Origin of the sequence: Bradyrhizobium sp. SZCCHNS30572 (assembly GCF_032484415.1) — a bacterium.
Taxonomy (GTDB): Bacteria; Pseudomonadota; Alphaproteobacteria; order Rhizobiales; family Xanthobacteraceae; genus Bradyrhizobium.
Genome location: NZ_JAUESY010000004.1, coordinates 542,402 through 561,645, shown reverse-complemented (window position 1 = coordinate 561,645; position 19,244 = coordinate 542,402). Strand labels below are relative to the sequence as shown.

At 64.8% G+C, this 19,244-nt stretch carries 16 protein-coding genes; 9 read left to right on the top strand and 7 right to left on the bottom strand.

The features are described from left to right. Position 1 precedes the first annotated feature (1 nt). Positions 2-841, bottom strand: coding sequence for a pyruvate, water dikinase regulatory protein (locus tag QX048_RS13750; protein WP_316166406.1), 840 nt, complete (start codon positions 839-841; stop codon positions 2-4). Positions 842-1,255: 414 nt separating this feature from the next. Here QX048_RS13750 and hemJ point away from each other — a divergent pair, with 414 nt between their 5' ends. The 7 genes from hemJ (at position 1,256) to QX048_RS13715 (ending at position 9,420) form a co-directional block, all read left to right on the top strand. Next, entirely contained in the window at positions 1,256-1,678 is a 423-nt protein-coding gene (hemJ, locus tag QX048_RS13745) for a protoporphyrinogen oxidase HemJ (RefSeq protein WP_316200455.1), read from the top strand. Positions 1,679-1,917: 239 nt separating this feature from the next. Then, positions 1,918-3,183 (top strand): transcription termination factor Rho, encoded by a 1,266-nt coding sequence (gene rho, locus QX048_RS13740; protein WP_008965552.1) that lies wholly within the window; start codon positions 1,918-1,920, stop codon positions 3,181-3,183. Between the two features lie 179 nt (positions 3,184-3,362). Then, positions 3,363-4,700 (top strand): tRNA uridine-5-carboxymethylaminomethyl(34) synthesis GTPase MnmE, encoded by a 1,338-nt coding sequence (gene mnmE, locus QX048_RS13735; RefSeq protein WP_316191527.1) that lies wholly within the window; start codon positions 3,363-3,365, stop codon positions 4,698-4,700. A 229-nt stretch (positions 4,701-4,929) separates the two neighbouring features. Beyond that, a complete protein-coding gene (mnmG, locus tag QX048_RS13730; RefSeq protein WP_316191526.1) occupies positions 4,930-6,807 on the top strand; it encodes a tRNA uridine-5-carboxymethylaminomethyl(34) synthesis enzyme MnmG in 1,878 nt (625 codons plus the stop codon). A gap of 10 nt (positions 6,808-6,817) precedes the next feature. After that, complete coding sequence (gene rsmG, locus QX048_RS13725; protein ID WP_410051880.1) at positions 6,818-7,486, top strand: 16S rRNA (guanine(527)-N(7))-methyltransferase RsmG; 669 nt, start codon at positions 6,818-6,820, stop codon at positions 7,484-7,486. A gap of 34 nt (positions 7,487-7,520) precedes the next feature. Continuing rightward, on the top strand, positions 7,521-8,372 hold the full coding sequence (locus tag QX048_RS13720) for a ParA family protein (protein ID WP_315716805.1): 852 nt from the start codon (positions 7,521-7,523) through the stop codon (positions 8,370-8,372). 154 nt (positions 8,373-8,526) lie between these two features. Further along, on the top strand, positions 8,527-9,420 hold the full coding sequence (locus QX048_RS13715; protein WP_315716956.1) for a ParB/RepB/Spo0J family partition protein: 894 nt from the start codon (positions 8,527-8,529) through the stop codon (positions 9,418-9,420). A gap of 413 nt (positions 9,421-9,833) precedes the next feature. Here the strand turns inward: QX048_RS13715 and holA are convergent, their stop codons facing one another. Genes holA through leuS form a run of 3 tightly spaced genes read right to left on the bottom strand, consistent with a single transcriptional unit; the run spans position 9,834 to position 14,043 of the window. Then, complete coding sequence (gene holA / locus QX048_RS13710; RefSeq protein ID WP_315750509.1) at positions 9,834-10,862, bottom strand: DNA polymerase III subunit delta; 1,029 nt, start codon at positions 10,860-10,862, stop codon at positions 9,834-9,836. 18 nt (positions 10,863-10,880) lie between these two features. Further along, positions 10,881-11,432 (bottom strand): LPS assembly lipoprotein LptE, encoded by a 552-nt coding sequence (gene lptE / locus QX048_RS13705; protein ID WP_315716807.1) that lies wholly within the window; start codon positions 11,430-11,432, stop codon positions 10,881-10,883. Next, positions 11,419-14,043 carry a leucine--tRNA ligase gene (gene leuS, locus QX048_RS13700; protein WP_316159332.1) on the bottom strand — a complete coding sequence of 875 codons (2,625 nt, stop codon included), beginning with the start codon at positions 14,041-14,043 and terminating at the stop codon, positions 11,419-11,421. Before leuS ends, lptE begins: the two co-directional genes overlap by 14 nt. 324 nt (positions 14,044-14,367) lie before the next feature. Here leuS and QX048_RS13695 point away from each other — a divergent pair, with 324 nt between their 5' ends. Next, complete coding sequence (locus tag QX048_RS13695; RefSeq protein WP_315825825.1) at positions 14,368-15,354, top strand: GGDEF domain-containing protein; 987 nt, start codon at positions 14,368-14,370, stop codon at positions 15,352-15,354. 21 nt (positions 15,355-15,375) lie between these two features. On the opposite strand, the gene QX048_RS13690 is transcribed toward QX048_RS13695, so the two are convergent. Then, a complete protein-coding gene (locus QX048_RS13690) occupies positions 15,376-17,073 on the bottom strand; it encodes a diguanylate cyclase domain-containing protein (RefSeq protein ID WP_315825690.1) in 1,698 nt (565 codons plus the stop codon). 109 nt (positions 17,074-17,182) lie between these two features. Between QX048_RS13690 and QX048_RS13685 the strand changes: the two genes are divergently transcribed. After that, on the top strand, positions 17,183-17,869 hold the full coding sequence (locus tag QX048_RS13685) for a YggS family pyridoxal phosphate-dependent enzyme (protein ID WP_316166397.1): 687 nt from the start codon (positions 17,183-17,185) through the stop codon (positions 17,867-17,869). Positions 17,870-17,894: 25 nt separating this feature from the next. Here the strand turns inward: QX048_RS13685 and QX048_RS13680 are convergent, their stop codons facing one another. Continuing rightward, positions 17,895-18,680, bottom strand: coding sequence for a 2-keto-4-pentenoate hydratase (locus tag QX048_RS13680; RefSeq protein ID WP_315825688.1), 786 nt, complete (start codon positions 18,678-18,680; stop codon positions 17,895-17,897). A 23-nt stretch (positions 18,681-18,703) separates the two neighbouring features. Next, positions 18,704-19,225, bottom strand: coding sequence for a L,D-transpeptidase (locus tag QX048_RS13675; RefSeq protein WP_315825687.1), 522 nt, complete (start codon positions 19,223-19,225; stop codon positions 18,704-18,706). Positions 19,226-19,244: the final 19 nt, after the last annotated feature.

Genomic DNA, 19,244 nt, shown 5'->3' with positions numbered 1-19,244 from the left:
ACTAGTCCGGAAGCCGCTGCCGCTGCCGGTCGGTATAGAGTTTCAGGATCGCGGCGGCCGTCTCCTCGATCGAGCGCCGCGTCACGTCGAGCATGACCCAGTTGAACTTCGCACTCAGCTTGCGTGCATAGGCGACCTCGTCCGTCACCGACTGCTTGTCGACATAGTTCTCATTGCCGGATTCCGCACCCATGCTGAGCAGGCGATTCTGCCGCACCTGGATCAGTCGCTCCGGGGTCGCATGCAGGCTGACCACCAGCGGCTTCTTCAATATCTCGAGCTGATGCGGGATCGGAATGCCCGGGACCAGCGGCACGTTGGCGGTGCGCACGCCGCGGTTGGCGAGATAGATCGAGGTCGGAGTCTTCGACGTCCGGCTGACGCCGACCAGCACCACTTCGGCGTCTTCGAGACCGTCGACCATCTGCCCGTCATCGTGGAGCATCGTGTAGTTCAGCGCATCGATGCGGGCGAAATATTCGGCATTGAGCACGTGCTGCGCACCGACGCGGCCGGCGGTCGATGCGCCGAGATAGGCCTCGAACAGCTGCATCACCGGACCGATGATCGACAGGCTCGGGATGTTGATCTGCTGGCACTTGGCTTCGAGCCGGCTGACCAGATCCTTCTCGAGCAGCGTGAACAGCACGATGCCCGGCGCTTCCTCGATCTCGTCGAGCACGCGGTCGAGCTGCTTCTGGCTCCGCACCAGCGGGTACACGTGCTCGACCGGGGTCACGTTGGTGTATTGCGCGGCGACCGCACGCGCGACCGTGATCAGGGTTTCGCCCGTCGAATCGGAAACCAGATGGAGGTGAAAGTAGTTGCCGGTGGTGGGCATCAAATCCTTAACGATCTGTGAATCCCTGTGAAGGATGGGGCCAAAAAGCCGCCTCGGACCGCTCCCTTTGTATAACCCCGATTGTTCTGCACATGGTCGCCGTCCGGGACAACGTCAGGCAGCAGCGCGATGATATCGGGACGAGGCCCATTTGTCTCTGGATAAGCTGTCGAAGGATTTCGACAAGCGTCTGAATCACATCAGACTCTGGGGCGATCCGGCGTGCGCAGCTCGCATGTTGAGGGATGTGAACAAGCTGCGGGCAGACTGCGGATGACATTGCATGAGTCCAATCCACCGCTACCTAGACTCAAACCTTAAGATTCTAAAATTATTTGGTTTGGAGGGGACTGAGCGAGCGGATATGTCTCGACACGCAAGCTGATCGCCAGCCGAGAGGATCACGCGTTTCCGATGTATGAGTGGATCAAGGCCCTTCACGTCATCGCTGTCATCGCGTGGATGGCCGGCATGCTGTATCTGCCACGGCTGTTCGTCTATCATTGCGACGCCGAGATCGGCTCGAAGCAGTCCGAGACGTTCAAGATCATGGAACGGCGCCTGCTCAAGGCGATCATCAATCCGGCGATCACCGTGACGTGGCTTGCCGGACTCTATCTGGCCTGGTCCGGCCGCTGGTATACCAGCGGTTGGTTTCATGCGAAATTTCTGCTGGTGCTGATCATGTCCGGGGTCCATGGACTGTTCACCCGCTGGGTCAGAGAATTCGGCGCCGACAAGAACACCCGAAGCCAGAAATTCTACCGGTATATCAATGAGGTACCAACGGTGCTGATGATCGGCATCGTGATTCTCGTCATCGTCAAGCCGTTCTGACCGCTTCCCAGGGAATACCGCTCCGCTGCAGATGCCTTGCAGACGACGGCGCGATTTTCTATATTATCGATATCCCACCCCACGCAGGCGGATGTGGTTGCGTTCCGGCTTGACCGGCCGCCGCATCAGGTCTGGTGCCTCATCGGCGCCAACCTTGCTCAGACCTGCGGACCTCATTTCGTCCGCCTTCCCACAGCCACCTCGCATCCCTCCCAAGTCGCTTCCACAGGACCACCCCAATGCGGGAAATCAAACTACAGGACCTCAAGTCAAAGACGCCGGCCGAGCTCGTCTCCTTCGCGGAGGAAAACGGGGTCGAGAACGCCAGCACGATGCGCAAGCAGGAGCTGATGTTCGCCATCCTCAAGCAGCTCGCGATCCAGGAAACCGACATCATCGGTGAGGGCGTCGTCGAGGTGCTCTCCGACGGCTTCGGCTTCCTGCGCTCGCCGGATGCGAACTACCTGCCCGGTCCCGACGACATCTATGTCTCGCCGTCGCAGATTCGACGCTTCGGCCTGCGCACCGGTGACACGATCGAAGGGCATATCCGCAGCCCGAAAGAAGGCGAACGCTATTTCGCGCTGCTCAAGGTCAACACGCTGAACTTCGAGGATCCCGAGAAGTCCAAGCACAAGGTCAATTTCGACAATCTCACGCCGCTGTTTCCGGACGAGCGCTTCCGGCTCGAGCTGGAGGATCCGACCCGCAAGGATCTGTCGCCACGCGTCATCGACATCGTCGCGCCGATCGGCAAGGGCCAGCGTGCGCTGATCGTCGCGCCGCCGCGCACCGGCAAGACGGTGCTGATGCAGAACATCGCGCACTCGATCACCGCCAATCATCCCGAGTGCTATCTGATCGTGCTGCTGATCGACGAGCGTCCGGAAGAAGTCACGGACATGCAGCGCTCGGTCAAGGGCGAGGTCGTGTCATCCACCTTCGACGAGCCGGCCGCCCGTCACGTCCAGGTCGCGGAGATGGTGATCGAGAAGGCCAAGCGCCTGGTCGAGCACGGCCGCGACGTCGTCATCCTGCTCGACTCGATCACCCGTCTCGGCCGCGCCTACAACACCGTCGTGCCATCCTCCGGCAAGGTGCTGACCGGCGGCGTCGACGCCAACGCGCTGCAGCGTCCCAAGCGCTTCTTCGGCGCTGCCCGCAACATTGAGGAAGGCGGCTCGCTCACGATCATCGCGACCGCGCTGGTCGACACCGGCAGCCGCATGGACGAGGTCATCTTCGAGGAGTTCAAGGGCACCGGCAACTCCGAGCTCATCCTCGACCGCAAGGTCGCGGACAAGCGGACCTTCCCGGCGATCGACATCGCCCGCTCCGGCACCCGCAAGGAAGAGCTCATCACCGAGCCGCAGAACCTCAAGAAGATGTACGTGCTCCGCCGCATCCTCAATCCGATGGGCACCATGGACGCGATCGACTTCCTGCTCGACAAGCTCCGCAGCACCAAGAGCAATGCCGAGTTCTTCGAGTCGATGAACACCTGATCGAGGCACTGCTTCAATCTGCAAAGGGCGCTCTCCAGAGCGCCCTTTTTGTTTGACGTGTTTGTCGCTGCGCTCGGCGTGAAGACCTCGATGCTTATCCGCCCGCCATGGTTCGCCGGCGTAAAGCATGCCGCTGCAAACCGATTGTCTTTCGCTGCCGGTGAGCCCAACTGAGGATCATGCATCCACACGACCAGACCATCTTCGCGCTGTCCTCCGGACGCCTGCCGAGTGCGATTGCGATCGTCAGGCTCTCCGGGCCTCACGCCGGCATCGCCCTTCAGATGCTTGCGGGGAAACTGCCGCTGCCGAGGATGGCGACGCGCGCCTTGCTGCGGGATGGTAATGGCGAGCCGATCGACGATGCCGTCGTGCTGTGGTTTCCCGGACCCGCAAGCGCCACCGGCGAAGATGTTGCCGAGCTGCATGTGCACGGCAGTCGAGCCGTCGTGGCGACAATGTTCTCGGTGCTGTCGACGATGCCGCAGATGCGCCCTGCTGAGCCGGGCGAGTTCACGCGGCGCGCGTTCGAGAATGGCAAGATCGATCTGACCGAGGCCGAAGGTCTCGACGACCTCATCCACGCCGACACGGACCGCCAGCGGCGCCAGGCGTTGCGGCAGCTGAAGGGTCTGTTGGGCGACAAGGCGCGGAGCTGGCGTGAGCAGATCATCGAGGCGGCGGCGCTGATCGAGGCCGGGATCGATTTTGCCGATGAAGGCGACGTGCCAATCGAGCTGATGGCGCCGGCGCTCGCCCGGATCGGCCAGCTGTTGACCGAGATCGAGTCGGTGCTGTCGGCCCAGGGCCGGGCCGAACGTCTGCGCGACGGCCTGACGGTCGTCATTGCCGGACCGCCGAACGCGGGCAAGTCGACCCTGATGAACCAGCTTGCGCGTCGCGAGGTCGCGATCGTCTCTCCGCAGGCCGGCACCACGCGCGATCTCATCGAGGTCCAGCTCGATCTCGACGGCTATCCAGTGACGGTGATCGACACCGCGGGCATTCGCGAGACGGACGATCCGGTCGAGCAGGAGGGTGTTCGGCGCGCGCGGGACCGAGCGGCGCAGGCGGATCTGGTGCTGTGGCTGTCGGAGGATGAGCAGGCCGAGGTTGAGCGCCAAAGCGAGGCTCCCGTCTGGCTCGTTCGTAACAAGATCGATCTGAGCAGAGGTCGGGAGGGGAGTCGTCCATCGTCCAGCGGAGATAACCCGGTCTTTCAAATCTCCGCGCGAAGCGGGGCAGGGCTGGTCGAGCTGCTGGATGCGCTGGTTGGCTTTGCCCGGGACTATTTTGGATCAACTGAGAGCGGCCTGATCACACGGCAGCGGCAGCGGACTCTGCTCGCCGACACCGCCGCTGCGCTTCAGCGTAGCATCTCGGCGATCGACCTGGGCGAGGAGCTTGCTGCGGAGGAGCTGCGGATTGCCGCGCTTGCGCTCGGGCGTCTTTTGGGACGAGTGGATGTCGAAGACCTGCTCGACGTGATCTTTCGCGAGTTCTGCATCGGCAAGTAGCCGCGGCCCCACGAACCGGGTCGAATATACTTAATGAAGCGTTGCTTGGTTAATCGATCGTCAATTGTTTCACGTGAAACAGGATGTGCGGACGCCGTCAGGGATGTTTCACGTGAAACACGATGGGACCGCTGGTCGTGTTTCACGTGAAACAACGAGGATTCGACGTCGGCGAATGTTTCACGTGAAACGTCTTCCGAGCATTGTCTGCAGGCGTTAGATAAGCCCCATGATCCAGCATCTGACATCCTACGACGTCGTCGTCATCGGTGGCGGCCACGCCGGCTGTGAAGCCGCGGCGGGCGCGGCGCGCATGGGCGCCCTAACCGCGCTGATCACCCATCAGTTCGCGACGATCGGGGCCATGTCCTGCAATCCGGCCATCGGAGGACTGGGAAAAGGACATCTGGTTCGCGAGGTCGACGCTCTCGACGGCTTGATGGGTCGCGTCGCCGACGCCGGCGGCATCCAGTTTCGCGTTCTGAATCGCCGCAAAGGACCGGCCGTTCGAGGTCCACGCGTCCAGGCCGACCGCAAGCTCTACGCCGCGGCGATGCAGTCGGCGATCCGGGAGACCCCAAACCTCACCGTCATTGAAGGCGAGGCGGACGAACTGATCGTTACCGGCGGACGGATGGCAGGGGTGCGGTTGGCTGACGGCCGGACCTTCATCTGTGGCGCTGTCGTCATCACGACCGGCACGTTCCTGCGTGGTCTGATCCACCTGGGTGAGAGGACCTGGCCGGCCGGCCGGGTCGGCGAAGCGCCGGCGCTGGGGCTGTCCCAGTCTCTCGAAGCCATCGGATTTCGGCTCGGCCGCCTCAAGACCGGCACGCCGCCGCGCCTGGATGGATCGACGATCGACTGGAGCGCGGTCGAGATGCAGCCCGGCGACGATCCGCCGGAGCCGTTCTCCGTCCTGACCGACAGGATCACCACCCCGCAGATCCAATGCGGCATCACCCGGACGACGACCGCAACCCACGAGGTGATCCGCGCCAACGTCCATCGCTCGCCGATGTACTCCGGGCAGATCAAGTCGACCGGGCCGCGTTACTGTCCCTCGGTCGAGGACAAGATCGTCCGCTTCGGGGACCGCGACGGTCACCAGATCTTCCTGGAGCCCGAAGGGCTCGACGATACGACGGTCTACCCGAACGGCATCTCGACCTCGCTGCCGGAGGAGGTCCAGCTCGCGCTGCTGCCGACCATCCCGGGTCTCGAACGGGTCCGGATGATCCGGCCGGGCTATGCCATCGAGTACGACCACGTCGATCCGCGTGAGCTCGAGCCGACCCTGCAGACCAAGCGGATGAAGGGTCTGTTCCTCGCTGGCCAGATCAACGGCACGACCGGGTATGAGGAGGCCGCAGCTCAAGGTCTGGTCGCGGGTCTCAATGCCGCGCTGGCCGCGGGCGGCGGCGGGCCGGTCGTATTCGATCGCGCCGATGGCTATCTGGGGGTGATGATCGACGACCTCGTCACGCGGGGGATCACCGAGCCGTATCGGATGTTCACCTCGCGCGCCGAGTATCGACTGACGCTGCGGGCGGACAATGCCGACCAGCGGCTGACCGACAAGGGCATGGCGCTCGGCTGTGTCGGCAATGATCGTGCGCGTTTCCATCGAAGCAAGATGGGCGCGTTGGAAGCTGCCCGCGCGATGGCGAGGTCGCTGACGATCACGCCCAACGAGGCGGCGAAGCACGGCTTCACGCTCAACAAGGATGGCCAGCGCCGCTCGGCCTTCGAACTGATGGCCTATCCGGAGATCGGTTTCTCCGAGGTGAGGGCGATCTGGCCGGAGCTCGGCGCGATCGATCCCGCCATCGTCATCCATCTTGAGATCGATGCCAAATATGATGTCTATGTCCGCCGGCAGAGCCAGGACGTCGACGCCTTCCGGCGCGACGAAAGCCTGGTGCTCGGTGACGTCGACTATGCGCTCGTCCCAGGTCTCTCCAATGAGGCGCGAGCGAAGCTGACGGCGGCCAGGCCGTGGACGATCGGGCAGGCCGGCCGGATCGATGGCATGACGCCGGCGGCGCTCGGGATCCTTGCGGCCTATCTCCGCCGCGAAGCGCGTCGAAGCAAGGCCACGGGTTGAGGCGTTTCACGTGAAACAGGCATCGCCAGCGGTGGCATCCAAGATGATCGAATCGGACAAGGCGGCAGCGCTCGCGCTGACTCCCGTTTCACGTGAAACGGAGCAGCGTCTCGATCGCTACGTCGCACTGCTGCTGGAGTGGCAGGCGAAGACCAATTTGATCGCGCCGTCGACCTTGCCGCATCTCTGGACGCGCCACATCGCCGACTCGCTTCAGCTCCTGGACCTCGCGCCCGACGCCCGGATCTGGATTGATCTCGGCAGCGGCGGCGGCTTCCCGGGCGTCGTCCTCGCCTGCGCCCTGGCCGAGCGGGATGGTGCCCAGGTCCATCTGGTCGAGCGCAACGCCAAGAAGGCCGCCTTCCTGCGCGAGGCAATTCGCGTCACCGGCGCTCCGGGGATCGTGCATTTGTCAGAGATCGGGGATATCGTGGAGAAGTGGGGCGGGCGAGTCGATTGCGTGACCGCACGCGCGCTTGCTCCGCTACATCAGCTCATCGGCTTTGCGGAGCCCTTGGTGAAAAAAGGCGCGAAAGCGCTGTTTCTCAAGGGTCAAGATGTAGAAGCGGAATTGACCGAATCTACTAAGTATTGGAAAATTGAGTCGAAACTTCACTCCAGCCGGACGGGCGGGCAGGGCTGGATCGTCGCAATCGATTGCATCGAGCGACAGAGCTGAATTCCGTCAAGACGACAACCAATGGCGATCGCGCATGGCCGTAATTGATCAGATTTATCAAGAAGATAGGGCTCCTCACCCGGAGGGGCATCCGCGCATCCTGGCGCTCGCCAATCAGAAGGGCGGGGTCGGCAAGACCACGACCGCGATCAACCTCGGTACGGCGCTGGCCGCGATCGGCGAGCGGGTGCTGATCGTCGATCTCGATCCGCAGGGCAACGCCTCGACCGGCCTCGGCATCGACCGTGGCAGCCGCAACTGCTCGACCTATGACGTGCTGATCGGCGAGGCCTCGCTGCGCGACGCCGTCGTTGCGACGGCCGTGCCGCGGCTGCACATCGCCTCCTCGACGATGGACCTGTCGGGGCTCGAGCTCGAGCTCGGCTCCACCGCCAACCGCGCCTTCCGTCTGCGCGATGCGATCGCCGGCCTCAACAACAACGTCTCGCCGGAGAACGACTACACCTACGTGCTGGTCGATTGTCCGCCGTCGCTGAACCTGCTGACGGTCAATGCGATGGCCGCGTCCGACGCGATCCTGGTGCCGCTGCAGTGCGAGTTCTTCGCGCTCGAAGGTCTGTCGCAGCTGTTGCAGACCGTGGAGCAGGTGCGCTCGACCTTGAACCCGAACCTCTCGATCCACGGCATCGTGCTGACGATGTTCGACTCGCGCAACAACCTGTCGAACCAGGTGGTCGCCGACGTCCGCCAGTTCATGGGATCGAAGGTCTACAACACGATGATCCCGCGCAACGTGCGCATCTCGGAAGCGCCGTCCTACGGCAAGCCGGTGCTGGTCTACGACTTGAAGTGCGTCGGCAGCGAGGCCTATCTCAAGCTCGCGACCGAAGTCATTCAGCGCGAGCGTGACCTGCGCACGAACTGACTTTGCCTCTGCTCCGGGGGACCTCGTCGCCCGGATCTCATTCGAGGACGGCAGCGGATTCCGAAATGAATCCGCTCCCTCGTTCATTGTGCCGGCGGGACCCGTTCGGCAGCAGACGCAAGCGGAGCGTGACGTGAATCCAAAGGAGAAGGCGATGGCCGACGAGTCGCGATCGCGATTGGGCCGGGGTCTCGCAAGTCTGATCGGTGACGTCGGCCGCGAGGCCGGCGCGCCGCCGGAGCGGCCGCGCAATCAGCGCAAGGTGCCGATCGAATTCCTCAAGCCGAACCCGCGCAATCCGCGTAAGACGTTTTCCGACGGCGAGCTCGCCGAGCTCTCGGCCTCGATCAAGCAGCATGGCGTGATCCAGCCGATCGTGGTGCGTCCGGTGAAGGGCCAGCACGACCGCTATGAGATCATCGCCGGCGAGCGGCGCTGGCGCGCCTCGCAGGCCGCCGGCCTGCACGAGGTGCCGATCGTTCCGGTCGATGTCAGCGACAGCGATGCGCTGGAGCTCGCGATCATCGAGAACGTGCAGCGCGAGGATCTCAATCCGATGGAGGAGGCGCAGGGCTATCACGCGCTCGCCAACGAGTTCAAACGCAACCAGGAAGACATCGCCAAGATCGTCGGCAAGAGCCGCAGTCACGTCGCCAACATGATGCGGCTGACCAAGCTGCCGGCCGAGGTGCAGGGCTTCATCGCGACCGGGCAGATCTCGGCCGGCCATGCGCGAGCGCTGATCAACCTGCCGGATCCGATGTCGGCGGCGAAGAAGATCATCGCGGAAGGGCTGAACGTCCGGCAGACCGAGGCGCTCGCGCATGAGGAGGGCGTGCCGGAACGCAAGCCGCAGAAGCCGCGCAGCAGCGGCAGCGCGCCGGCGGAGAAGAAGGACGCCGACACCATCGCGCTGGAGAAGCGCGTCGGCGATGCACTCGGCCTTTCGGTGTCGATCAGCCACCGCGACCCCGGCGGCACGGTGCAGATCACCTACCGCAGCCTCGAGCAGCTCGACGAGGTGATGCGCCGGCTGGAGCAGGGCTAGGTTGTTAGGTCGTGGCGCTCATTGCGCCGCCGCGGCTGTGCCTCGGGCCTCCATGAGTTCGTTGCTCCGCTCTCACCTACGTCACGGCCGGGCTTGACCCGGCCATCCATTTTTTTGGACGAAGCGGATGGATGCCCGGGTCAAGCCCGGGCATGACGAGCTAATAATTTGGAAGAGCTACGGCTGTGTTTTTCGTCGCGATTGCCAAAGCGAGCACACGACTCTCTCCTCCGTCATTCCGGGGCGTGCGCAGCACGAACCCGGAATCCATCTCTCAGCAGATCCTGTAGCCCGATGGATTCCGGGCTCGCCCTTCGGGCGCCCCGGAATGACGGCTGAGGTTGGAGAGCGATCTCGGGTCCACTCGGGCTGAAGTTCTCGACGCCGTATTCAGGGAGCCGGCGCACTGACCATCACCCCTTCCGCCGTGCCGCGACCGCGATCGACAGCAGCGTCCGCTGCGCGATCGCTGCCGCCAATCCCGGCTGCTTGCGCATGTCGAGCGCGGCTGTCGCCAGTTGGTCGATGATCGGCAGCAGGCGGGCAGGGGAGAAATTGCGCAGCGCCGTCTCGGCGCTCGGCTTGCGCGAGAAGTGCAGCCGGGGGAAGCCGCCTTCGAGGATGGACGAGACTGGCGTGCCGGAAGCGACGGCGAGCGCCGATTTATGCAGCCATGCGGCATGTCGCTGCGCGGCGGAGATGATGACGCCGGGATAGGTGCCCGCGATCATCGCCTTGCCGAACTCGGTCTCGACCATTTCCGGCTTGCCGCCGAAGGCGCCGTCAACGATCGGATCGAGCTTCATCTCCGAGGCGTCGGCGACCACGGCCATCACATGGTCGAGCGTCACCTCGCCTTCGCCGTGGGCGAACAGGGTCAGCTTGCGCAGCTCGTTGCGGGAGGCCTGGCGGTCGCCGCCGAGCAGCGCCATCAGATAGGCGCGGGCCTCCGGAGAGATGCGCAGCGAGGCCAAGCGCAATTCGTCGTCGATCAGCTTGGCGAGATCGCGCTCGGTGTCCGGGTAGCAGCCGATCGCCACCGCCGTTCTGGCCTTCTCGCAAATCTTGCGCAGTGGCGAATCGGGGCGGATGTCGCCGGCCTCGATCACGATGCGGCAGTCCCGCACGTTCATCTCGCTGAGCGTCTCGACGCCGCTGGCGAAATTGCGCGAGCCAGCGCGCACCCGGATGGCCCGGCGGCCGCCAAACAGCGGCACGGTCATGGCTTCGTCGACGAGGCGCGATGGCTCCGCGGAGAGCTCGTCACCGTCGAGCCTGACCACGGAGAAGGGATCATCGGGGTTGTCGACGGCCGAAGCGATGAGGGCCTCGGCACGCTCGCGAACCAGGCCGGTATCCGGACCGTACAACAGGATCAGCGGACGAGTGGCGTCCGGTTTGGCCAGGAAGGCATCGATGTCTCGTCCGCGCAGCGCGACCACGGCGATGTCAGCCGTGCGTCAGGTGCCCGCGGTGAAATAGGCCGCGAGCCGCGTTTTGATCTTCTCGGCGACCTCCTCGGAGGCGCGATCCTCGGCGTCACGGAAGGCCCGCTGCCGGGCGAAGCGCTGGTACGAGCCGGGGATGTCATAGGAGGTGCGCGCGAAGGTCGTTCCGGTCATGACCGATTTGTTGGTCGCCAACTCGACCAGATTGTACTGCACGTCGAGGCCGACATTCTCGGTGGTCGGCAGGCCGGTGGTCTGTGAGACGATCAGCGAGGACCGGCTGGTCTGCAATCGCAGCACCAGCTTGTGGGTCGGCGCCGTGCCGGTTGCGGTGCCGTACAGCTTGAAGGCGAGCGCGTTGCGGATGCCGACGCCGATGCGCGCCTCGGGCGAGGCGTTCGGCTTGTCGACCGGCGGCAGCTCGATGCCCATCAGCTTTTCGCGCAGGCCGGGCGTGCCGTCGGTATGCTCTGCATACATCGGCTGGAAGCAGCCTGCCGTCAGCGCGGCCAAAGCGGCCACGGCAACAAGCCGAGCAGCGATCCGAAACCTAGCCGACGACATTCACGATCCTCTTGGGAACAATGATCACCTTGCGGACGGGTTTGCCATCCAGCGCCAGTTTTACTGCATCGAGGGCCAAAACGGCAGCCTCAATTTCCGGATTCTGCGCGTTGCTGGCGACTGTGACTTCTCCGCGCTTCTTGCCGTTGACCTGGACGACCAGGGTCATGCTGTCCTCAACCAGCAAATCTCGTTCGATTTGCGGCCAGGAGGCCTCCGAGATCAGCCCGGTCTGGCCCAGCACCTGCCAGCATTCTTCGGCCAGATGCGGCATCATCGGCGAGAACAGCTGCACCAGGATCCCGGCGGCCTCACGAATCGCCCAGGCCAGGTCGGCCGCCGGCTTGGCCGGCCGCGCCAGGACGTCGGCCAGCGCATTGGCGAACTCGCGGATATGCGCCAGGCAGACGTTGAAGTGCAGCCGCTCGATGCCGCCGGTCACCTTGTCCAGGGCGCCGTGGGCAGCCTTGCGCAGCGCCAGCGCGTCGGGGCCGAACGCGGCCGGGCGGGAGGAGGGGGCCTCGGCCGCTGCCGCGACCGATTCGTTGACCAGCCGCCACAGCCGCTGGACGAAGCGCGCCGCGCCCTGCACCCGCTCGTCGCTCCAGATCACGTCGCGGTCCGGCGGCGAGTCCGACAGCATGAACCAGCGCGCGACGTCGGCGCCGTAGCTCTCGATGATGTCGTCGGGGTCGACGGTGTTCTTCTTCGACTTCGACATCTTCTCGATCGGGCCGATCGTGATGTCCTCGCCGGTGGCGGCCAGCACGGCGCGGCGGCCGTTGCCGCCGATCTCGATCTTGACCTCCGCCGGGTTGACGTAGGTGCCGTCGGCCTTCTGATAGGTCTCGTGGACCACCATGCCCTGTGTGAACATGCCGGCGAACGGCTCGTCCATCGCGACGTGGCCGGTGGCCTTCATCGCGCGGGTGAAGAACCGGCTGTAGAGCAGATGCAGAATCGCGTGCTCGACGCCGCCGATATACTGGTCGACCGGCATCATCCGGTTGGCCACGGCCGGCGTCGTCGGCGCGGTCTCGTTCCATGGATCGGTGAAGCGCGCGAAGTACCAGGACGAATCCACGAAGGTGTCCATGGTGTCGGTCTCACGCTGCGCCTTGCCCCCGCATGCGGGGCAGGTGACGTGCTTCCAGGTCGGATGGTGGTCGAGCGCATTGCCCGGCTTGTCGAAGGTGACGTCGTCCGGCAGCACCACGGGCAGGTCCTTGGCCGGCACCGGCACGACATCGCAGGTCGGGCAGTGGATCACCGGGATCGGGCAGCCCCAATAGCGCTGGCGCGAGATGCCCCAATCGCGCAGCCGGAAATTGACCTGGCGCTCGCCGACGGCGGCGCCAGCGCGCTGCTCGGTCTCCAGCCGCTTGGCGACCTCGTCCTTGGCCTGCGCGATCGTCATGCCGTCGAGGAAGCGCGAATTGATCAGGCGGCCGTCGCCGTCGAACGCGGTGTCGGTGATGACGAAGCTCGCCGGGTCTTGACCCTCGGGGCAGACCACCGGCGTGTTGCCGAGATTGTATTTGTTGACGAAGTCGAGGTCGCGCTGGTCATGCGCCGGGCAGCCGAAGATGGCGCCGGTGCCGTACTCCATCAGCACGAAGTTCGCGACATAGACCGGCAAGGTCCAGCTCGGATCGAACGGATGCACGGCGCGGATGCCGGTGTCGAAGCCCTGCTTCTCCGCGGTGTCGATCGCCTCCTGCGCGGTGCCGATCCGCTTGATCTCGGCGACGAACGCGGCGAGCTCCGGGTTCTTGGCGGCCGCGGCTTGCGCCAGCGGATGGTCCGCCGAGATCGCCATGAACTTGGCGCCGAACAGCGTGTCCGGCCGCGTCGTGAAGATCTTCAATTCGGTCTCGCCCGCCGGCGTCGTCTTGGGATCCAGCGCGAAGCGGATCAGCAGGCCTTCGGAGCGGCCGATCCAGTTGCGCTGCATCAGCCGCACCTTGTCGGGCCAGCGGTCGAGACCATCGAGCGCGTCCAGCAGCTCCTGCGAGTACTTCGTGATCTTGAACACCCATTGGTTCATCTCACGCTGTTCGACCACCGCACCGGAGCGCCAGCCGCGACCGTCGATGACCTGCTCGTTGGCGAGCACGGTCATGTCGACCGGATCCCAGTTCACCTTGCGCTTCTCGCGCTCGACCAGCCCCGCTTGCATGAAGTCGAGGAACATCTTCTGCTGGTGCTTGTAGTAGGATGGATCGCAGGTCGCGAACTCGCGCGCCCAGTCGAGCGACAGGCCGATCGAGCGCAGCTGCTTCTTCATCGCCGCGATATTGTCGTAGGTCCACGCCTTGGGCGCCACCTTGCGCTCGATCGCGGCGTTCTCGGCCGGCAGGCCGAACGCGTCCCAGCCCATCGGGTGCAGCACGTTGAAGCCCTTGGCACGCATGAAGCGCGCCAGCACGTCGCCCAGCGTATAATTACGGACATGCCCGATATGGATGCGTCCCGACGGATAGGGAAACATCTCGAGCACGTAGTATTTCGGACGCGGATCGTCGTTCCTGGTGGCGAAGATCGCCTTTTCGTCCCACTGGCGCTGCCAGCGCGGCTCGGCTTCACGGGCGTTGTAGCGTTCGGATGTCATGGAATCGCTTGTAATTTTCGAGGATTCGCGTCGTTTGAAGACGGCGGACTAGGCCACAAAAGCGGCAGCCCGGTCAATGGGGCGACAGATGATGATACCATTTTGGGCATCCGCTAAGCGACGGTAATCGTGAGTTTTTTTGCAGCCTCTGCCGGCAGTGTCGAAGGTTCGATTGAGGCACGGTTAAGACTTGAATGGGAGACTGAGTGCATACATCCAGGCATCAGCCCGCATCTGGGATCACTCCACATCGTGTCCGGCGCTACGTTCGACGAGCTTGACTTCGAGTACGCGACGACGGTCGCGGAAAAGGCCATGAAATCCATGGCTCAACAGCGCGTGCCACCGACGCCTAACAACTTCCATCTGTGGTTCAAGTACTCACTGGGCTCGGCGTCGGATCTCAAGCGCGCCGTCGACATCCTGGTCAGCAACAAGCGCAAGTTCGACAAGACCACCAACCAGGCGCTGTTCGACACGTACATCGGCCAGCAGGGTACGGAAGCGGCTGTCGTCCACAAAGTCTCGCAGCAGTTGCATGGCGTGATGGACTCCGCCAAGCAGTATCTGACGGCCGCGATCGCCGACAACCGCACACACATGGCGGCGATCGATGGCGTCGCCGAACGCAGCGAGCAGGGCGTCGATCCGAAGATCCTGATCGAGAACCTGGTCAGCGAGCTCGCCCAGGCGACCGCGCGTGCGGCGAAACTCGAAGCGAGCTTTGCCGAGAAGTCACGCGAGCTCGACACCATCCGAGACTCGCTCAACAAGTCGGAGCAGCGCGCACGCACGGACACGCTGACCGGATTGCCGAACCGGCGCGCGCTCGAAGAGTTCTTCCGCCATGCGCAGGTCGAGGCGATGGAGCGCGACGAACCGCTCAGCGTTCTCCTGATCGACGTCGACCACTTCAAGAAGTTCAACGACAATTACGGCCATGGCGTCGGCGATCAGGTGCTGCGCCTTGTCGCCAAGGCATTGCGCGAGCGCGTCCGCGACAAGGATCTTCCCGCACGCTACGGCGGCGAGGAACTGATCGCGGTGCTGCCGCAGACCGACCTCGAAGGTTGTACTGTCATCGCCGAGCGCATCCGGCGCACCATCGCCGATTGTCAGTTCACGCGGCGCTCGACCGGCGAGGTGTTGCCGCAGATCACGGTGTCGATCGGCGTCGGCCAGTTCCAGTTCGGCGAATCGATGGCTGATCTGATCGACCGTTGCGACCGCTCGCTGTATCTCGCCAAGAAGCTCGGCCGCAACCGCGTGGTCACCGAGCTCGAGCTCGACCAGAAGCTCGCGGTCGGCTGATCGCAGGCCGCAGCCGCAGCCCTATCCTGCGCGTGCCACGCCGCTCCTGACATCCGCGACATCCGCGAAGCCATGCGCGATGACCGTGTTGCGGCCGCGATGCTTGGCCGCATAGAGCGCGGCATCGGCGGCTTCGATCAGGTCGGAGGGCATCAGCGACTCGTTCGGCCGGGTCGAGGCGACACCGACGCTCACGGTGACGCACCGATGCGCCGACGTCGCGTGCGGCAGCTCGAGCTCCAGCACCGTGGCGCGCACCTGCTCGCCGACCGCGAGCGCCTCTCTGGCACCCATGCCCGGCAACAACAGGCAGAACTCCTCACCGCCATAGCGGCCGGCGAAAGCCGTCATGGCGCCGGCGATCTGCGACAGCGTCTCGCCGAGACGTGACAGGCAGGCGTCACCCTCAGGGTGCCCATAGGTGTCGTTGTAGAGCTTGAAGTGGTCGACGTCGATCATCAGCAGCGACAGCTCGGTGCCGGCCTGCTGCGCGCGGCTCCATTCGACGTCGATGCGGTTCTGGAAGCCGCGGCGGTTGGCGAGGCCCGAGAGCATGTCGATCGACGCCATCACCGTCAGCCGGTCATTGGCGGCGACCAGCTCGCGCTCGCGCTGGCCGAGCTTGGCGGCCATCGCATTGAAGGACTTTGCCAGCGGAACGAACTCCGACGGCAGATGCTTGGTGGTGACGCGCGCCGACCAGTGGCCGTGGCCGAAGCGCTTGGCGGTCGCGGCGAGCATGCTGACGGGCTTCACGATCAGCTTCTCGGCGGCGATCAGCGCGCCGAGCAGCACGATCAGGCAGACGAGGCCAGCCTGCAGATAGGCGTTGCGGATCTCGCGGTCGATGGCGGCGGTGACGCGGGTCTCATCGATGCTGACGATCAGCCGCGATCCGGTGTCGGCGATCCGAGTGAAGGTGATCGCGCGCTTAGAACCATCCGCCGCCGTGAAACTCATCGTCTCGCTCGGCTTCCCCGAACTCAGGGCGGTCTCGGCAACGGCCGACAACAACGGCACGCTGTCGAGCGGCCGGCCGATCAGCTCGTTGCGGTCGGCGGGCGCCGCCAGCACGGTTCCTTCGCTGTCGACCAGCACCGCCGTGATGCCGGGGCGGCCGCCAAGATTGTTCATGATCTTGGACATCCATTCCAGGTTCACGCTCGCCAGCATCACCGCGTCCGGCTCGCCGGTGATAGCGCCGACCGGATAGGCGGCCATGACGATCGGCACGTGCGACGGCTTCGACAGCAGGTAGTCGCTGAACACGAAATCACGTGATTCCTGGGCGCCACGGAAATACGGCCGGTCGCTGAAATCGAGCCCTACATATTGGTTGTTGGTCGAGCACTGGATGCGGCCGTCGCGGCCGGCGATCATCAGGGTGCGGATCCACGGCAGGGTCGCCGGCAGGCTGGCGCGCATCATGTCGCAGCTGCGGCTCACGCCGGTGCTCGACGCCCGGACATAGGCCGTCGACTTCAGCACCGTCTCCACCGACATGATGACCTCGCGCTGCATGTCGGCGCTTTGCCGGGCGAGGCCGGAGAATTCCTCCGATGCGAGTGCGATCTGCCTTGTCCTGGCGCTTTCCAGCGAGCGCGCGCGTTCCAGCATCAGCGGCGCGACCAGGATCAGGGCGAGCAGCGCCAGCCGGGCGCGGATCCCCATCAGCCGGTTCAGCTTCACTCTATTGCGATTGAACCGGATGCTTGGCATTTCTTCCCCCTACCCCCGGCCGTGAAGGGTAAGGAGAAGGGCTCAAGAACCCTTTCTCGAACTCTGTAAAATTGCAGCCAAACCCGTAAATCTACCGACGGACGCCATCGTGCCTGATGAATCGAACGCCTCAACCTCGTCCTCGCCGTCCGCGCTCGCCGCCGTCGAGCAGGAGATTCTGCGCGCCTGCCGCGACGCCAAACGCGATCGCGGCTCGGTCACGCTGATCGCTGTGTCGAAGACCTTCGATGCCGACGCGATCGAGCCGGTGATCGCGGCCGGACAGCGCGCGTTCGGTGAAAATCGCGTTCAGGAAGCCAAAGCCAAGTGGCCGCCGCTGATGGCCGCGCATCCGGGGCTCGCACTGCACCTGATCGGGCCGCTGCAATCCAACAAGGCCAAGGAGGCGGTCGCGCTGTTCGACGCCATCCATTCGGTGGACCGGCCAAGCCTGTGCGTGGCGCTTGCCAAGGAGATTTCCGCCCAGGGCCGGCATCCGCAGCTGTTCGTCCAGATCAATACCGGCGAGGAGCCGCAGAAGGCGGGCATCGCGCCCGGCGACGCCGACGCCTTCATCGCCGCCTGCCGCACGGATTACGGGCTGGCGATTTCAGGACTGATGTGCATTCCGCCGGTCGATGAAGCACCGGGGCCGCATTTCGCGCTGACCGCCAAGATCGCCGCCCGCAACGGCCTCGCGCATCTCTCGATGGGCATGAGCGCCGATTTCGCCACCGCCATCCAGTTCGGCGCCACGCATGTGCGGGTCGGCTCGGCGATCTTCGGGCATCGCTGAAGGGGGGCGCGGTCGCGGCCGGTCCCTACTCGAACCGCACCGATACCTGCCCCAGATCGCCGAAATCGGCCTCCATGTGGTCCCCGCTGCCGATCGGCAGCGGCGGATGACAGGTGCCGGTCGTGACCACCTGCCCTGCCCGCGCGGGCACGCCGAGCGCGCTGAGCTCGTTGACCAGCCAGGCCAGCGCTATCAGCGGATCACCGAGCACGTTGCGGCCGTGGCCGATGAAGGTCTCGCCACGCAGCGCGATGCGCGGCCGCTCCGCGATCAGGTCGCGGCTGCGCCAGTCGGCGGTGGCGGCCTCGCCCAGCACGAACAGATGCGCGCAGGCATTGTCGGCGATCAGTTGCGCCTCGCCGGCGCTGACGAAGTCGGCGAACCGCGAATCGGGAATTTCGATCGCGGGGTGCAGCGTGTCGACCGCGGCCAGCACCTCCGCGACATCATAAGGTGTCGGTCTGGGCGGCAGATCGCGTCCGAGGCGGAAGGCGAATTCCGGCTCGGCGACCCGCATCGCGTTGCCGGCCATCGATGCGGTGCCGCCGACCGGCAGCACCGTTTCGGCCAGGATCCGCCCGGCCATCGGACCGGCGACATTGATATGGCGCTGGCCGGCCTCGCTGGTCGCCGCAATCTTCCAGCCAAATAATGGCTTGGGCGAGTGGCGCTCGAGCTCGGCCTGGATGGCATAGCCTTCGGCGCGATCTCTCGGACGCAGCTCAGTCGGCAGCTCTGCCAGCTTGCTGCCTTCGCTCCAATGCTGGCGCAGGATGCCAGCGGCGCTGGCTGGCTGATCCGGTGCGCGCATGACGTCCTCCCCCAACTCGCTTCTCATTCGATGACGATTCTGGTGCGCGGACCGATTCTTTGCAACAGACGCAGCATCGCCGGCCGGGTCATGGCCACGCAGCCTGCGGTCGGGCCGAAATTCGGCCGCGCCAGATGCAGGAACACGGCGCTGCCGCGGCCCGCGATCCGCGGCCGCGTGTTGTGGTCGATCTCGATGATGAAATCGTACAGATGGTCCTGGCGCGCCAGCCGGTCTCCGGGATGGTCGCCGTGCAGCCGGATCGCCTGGTTGTAGTGCCGGTCGGCCGGGTCCTCGCACCACGCATCCTCCGGGCCAATCGGCCGGATCGGCAGAAAGGTGCGCGGACGCGAATGACGATCGGCCCGCCACCACAGCCGCCGGGGCCGGAAGGTCCCTCGGGGGGTGCCGCCATCTCCCTCGCGCTTGTTGGCCAGGACGCCGCCGCGCCCGAGCGCCACCGGAATGACATGGCCCCAGACATGGAGCCAGCCGCGCTGCCGCGACCCGGCTTTGGTGCGAATCGAGATCCGCGATGCTGGCATGCCAGGCTTCACCTTCGCT

Excerpts from the sequence above, each read along its gene's own strand:
- QX048_RS13750 (WP_316166406.1), bottom strand. The coding sequence starts at position 841 with ATGCCCACCACCGGCAACTACTTTCACCTCCATCTGGTTTCCGATTCG.
- hemJ (WP_316200455.1), top strand. The coding sequence starts at position 1,256 with ATGTATGAGTGGATCAAGGCCCTTCACGTCATCGCTGTCATCGCGTGG.
- rho (WP_008965552.1), top strand. The coding sequence starts at position 1,918 with ATGCGGGAAATCAAACTACAGGACCTCAAGTCAAAGACGCCGGCCGAG.
- mnmE (WP_316191527.1), top strand. The coding sequence starts at position 3,363 with ATGCATCCACACGACCAGACCATCTTCGCGCTGTCCTCCGGACGCCTG.
- mnmG (WP_316191526.1), top strand. The coding sequence starts at position 4,930 with ATGATCCAGCATCTGACATCCTACGACGTCGTCGTCATCGGTGGCGGC.
- QX048_RS13720 (WP_315716805.1), top strand. The coding sequence starts at position 7,521 with ATGGCCGTAATTGATCAGATTTATCAAGAAGATAGGGCTCCTCACCCG.
- QX048_RS13715 (WP_315716956.1), top strand. The coding sequence starts at position 8,527 with ATGGCCGACGAGTCGCGATCGCGATTGGGCCGGGGTCTCGCAAGTCTG.
- lptE (WP_315716807.1), bottom strand. The coding sequence starts at position 11,432 with ATGTCGTCGGCTAGGTTTCGGATCGCTGCTCGGCTTGTTGCCGTGGCC.
- leuS (WP_316159332.1), bottom strand. The coding sequence starts at position 14,043 with ATGACATCCGAACGCTACAACGCCCGTGAAGCCGAGCCGCGCTGGCAG.
- QX048_RS13695 (WP_315825825.1), top strand. The coding sequence starts at position 14,368 with ATGGCTCAACAGCGCGTGCCACCGACGCCTAACAACTTCCATCTGTGG.
- QX048_RS13690 (WP_315825690.1), bottom strand. The coding sequence starts at position 17,073 with ATGCCAAGCATCCGGTTCAATCGCAATAGAGTGAAGCTGAACCGGCTG.
- QX048_RS13680 (WP_315825688.1), bottom strand. The coding sequence starts at position 18,680 with ATGCGCGCACCGGATCAGCCAGCCAGCGCCGCTGGCATCCTGCGCCAG.
- QX048_RS13675 (WP_315825687.1), bottom strand. The coding sequence starts at position 19,225 with ATGCCAGCATCGCGGATCTCGATTCGCACCAAAGCCGGGTCGCGGCAG.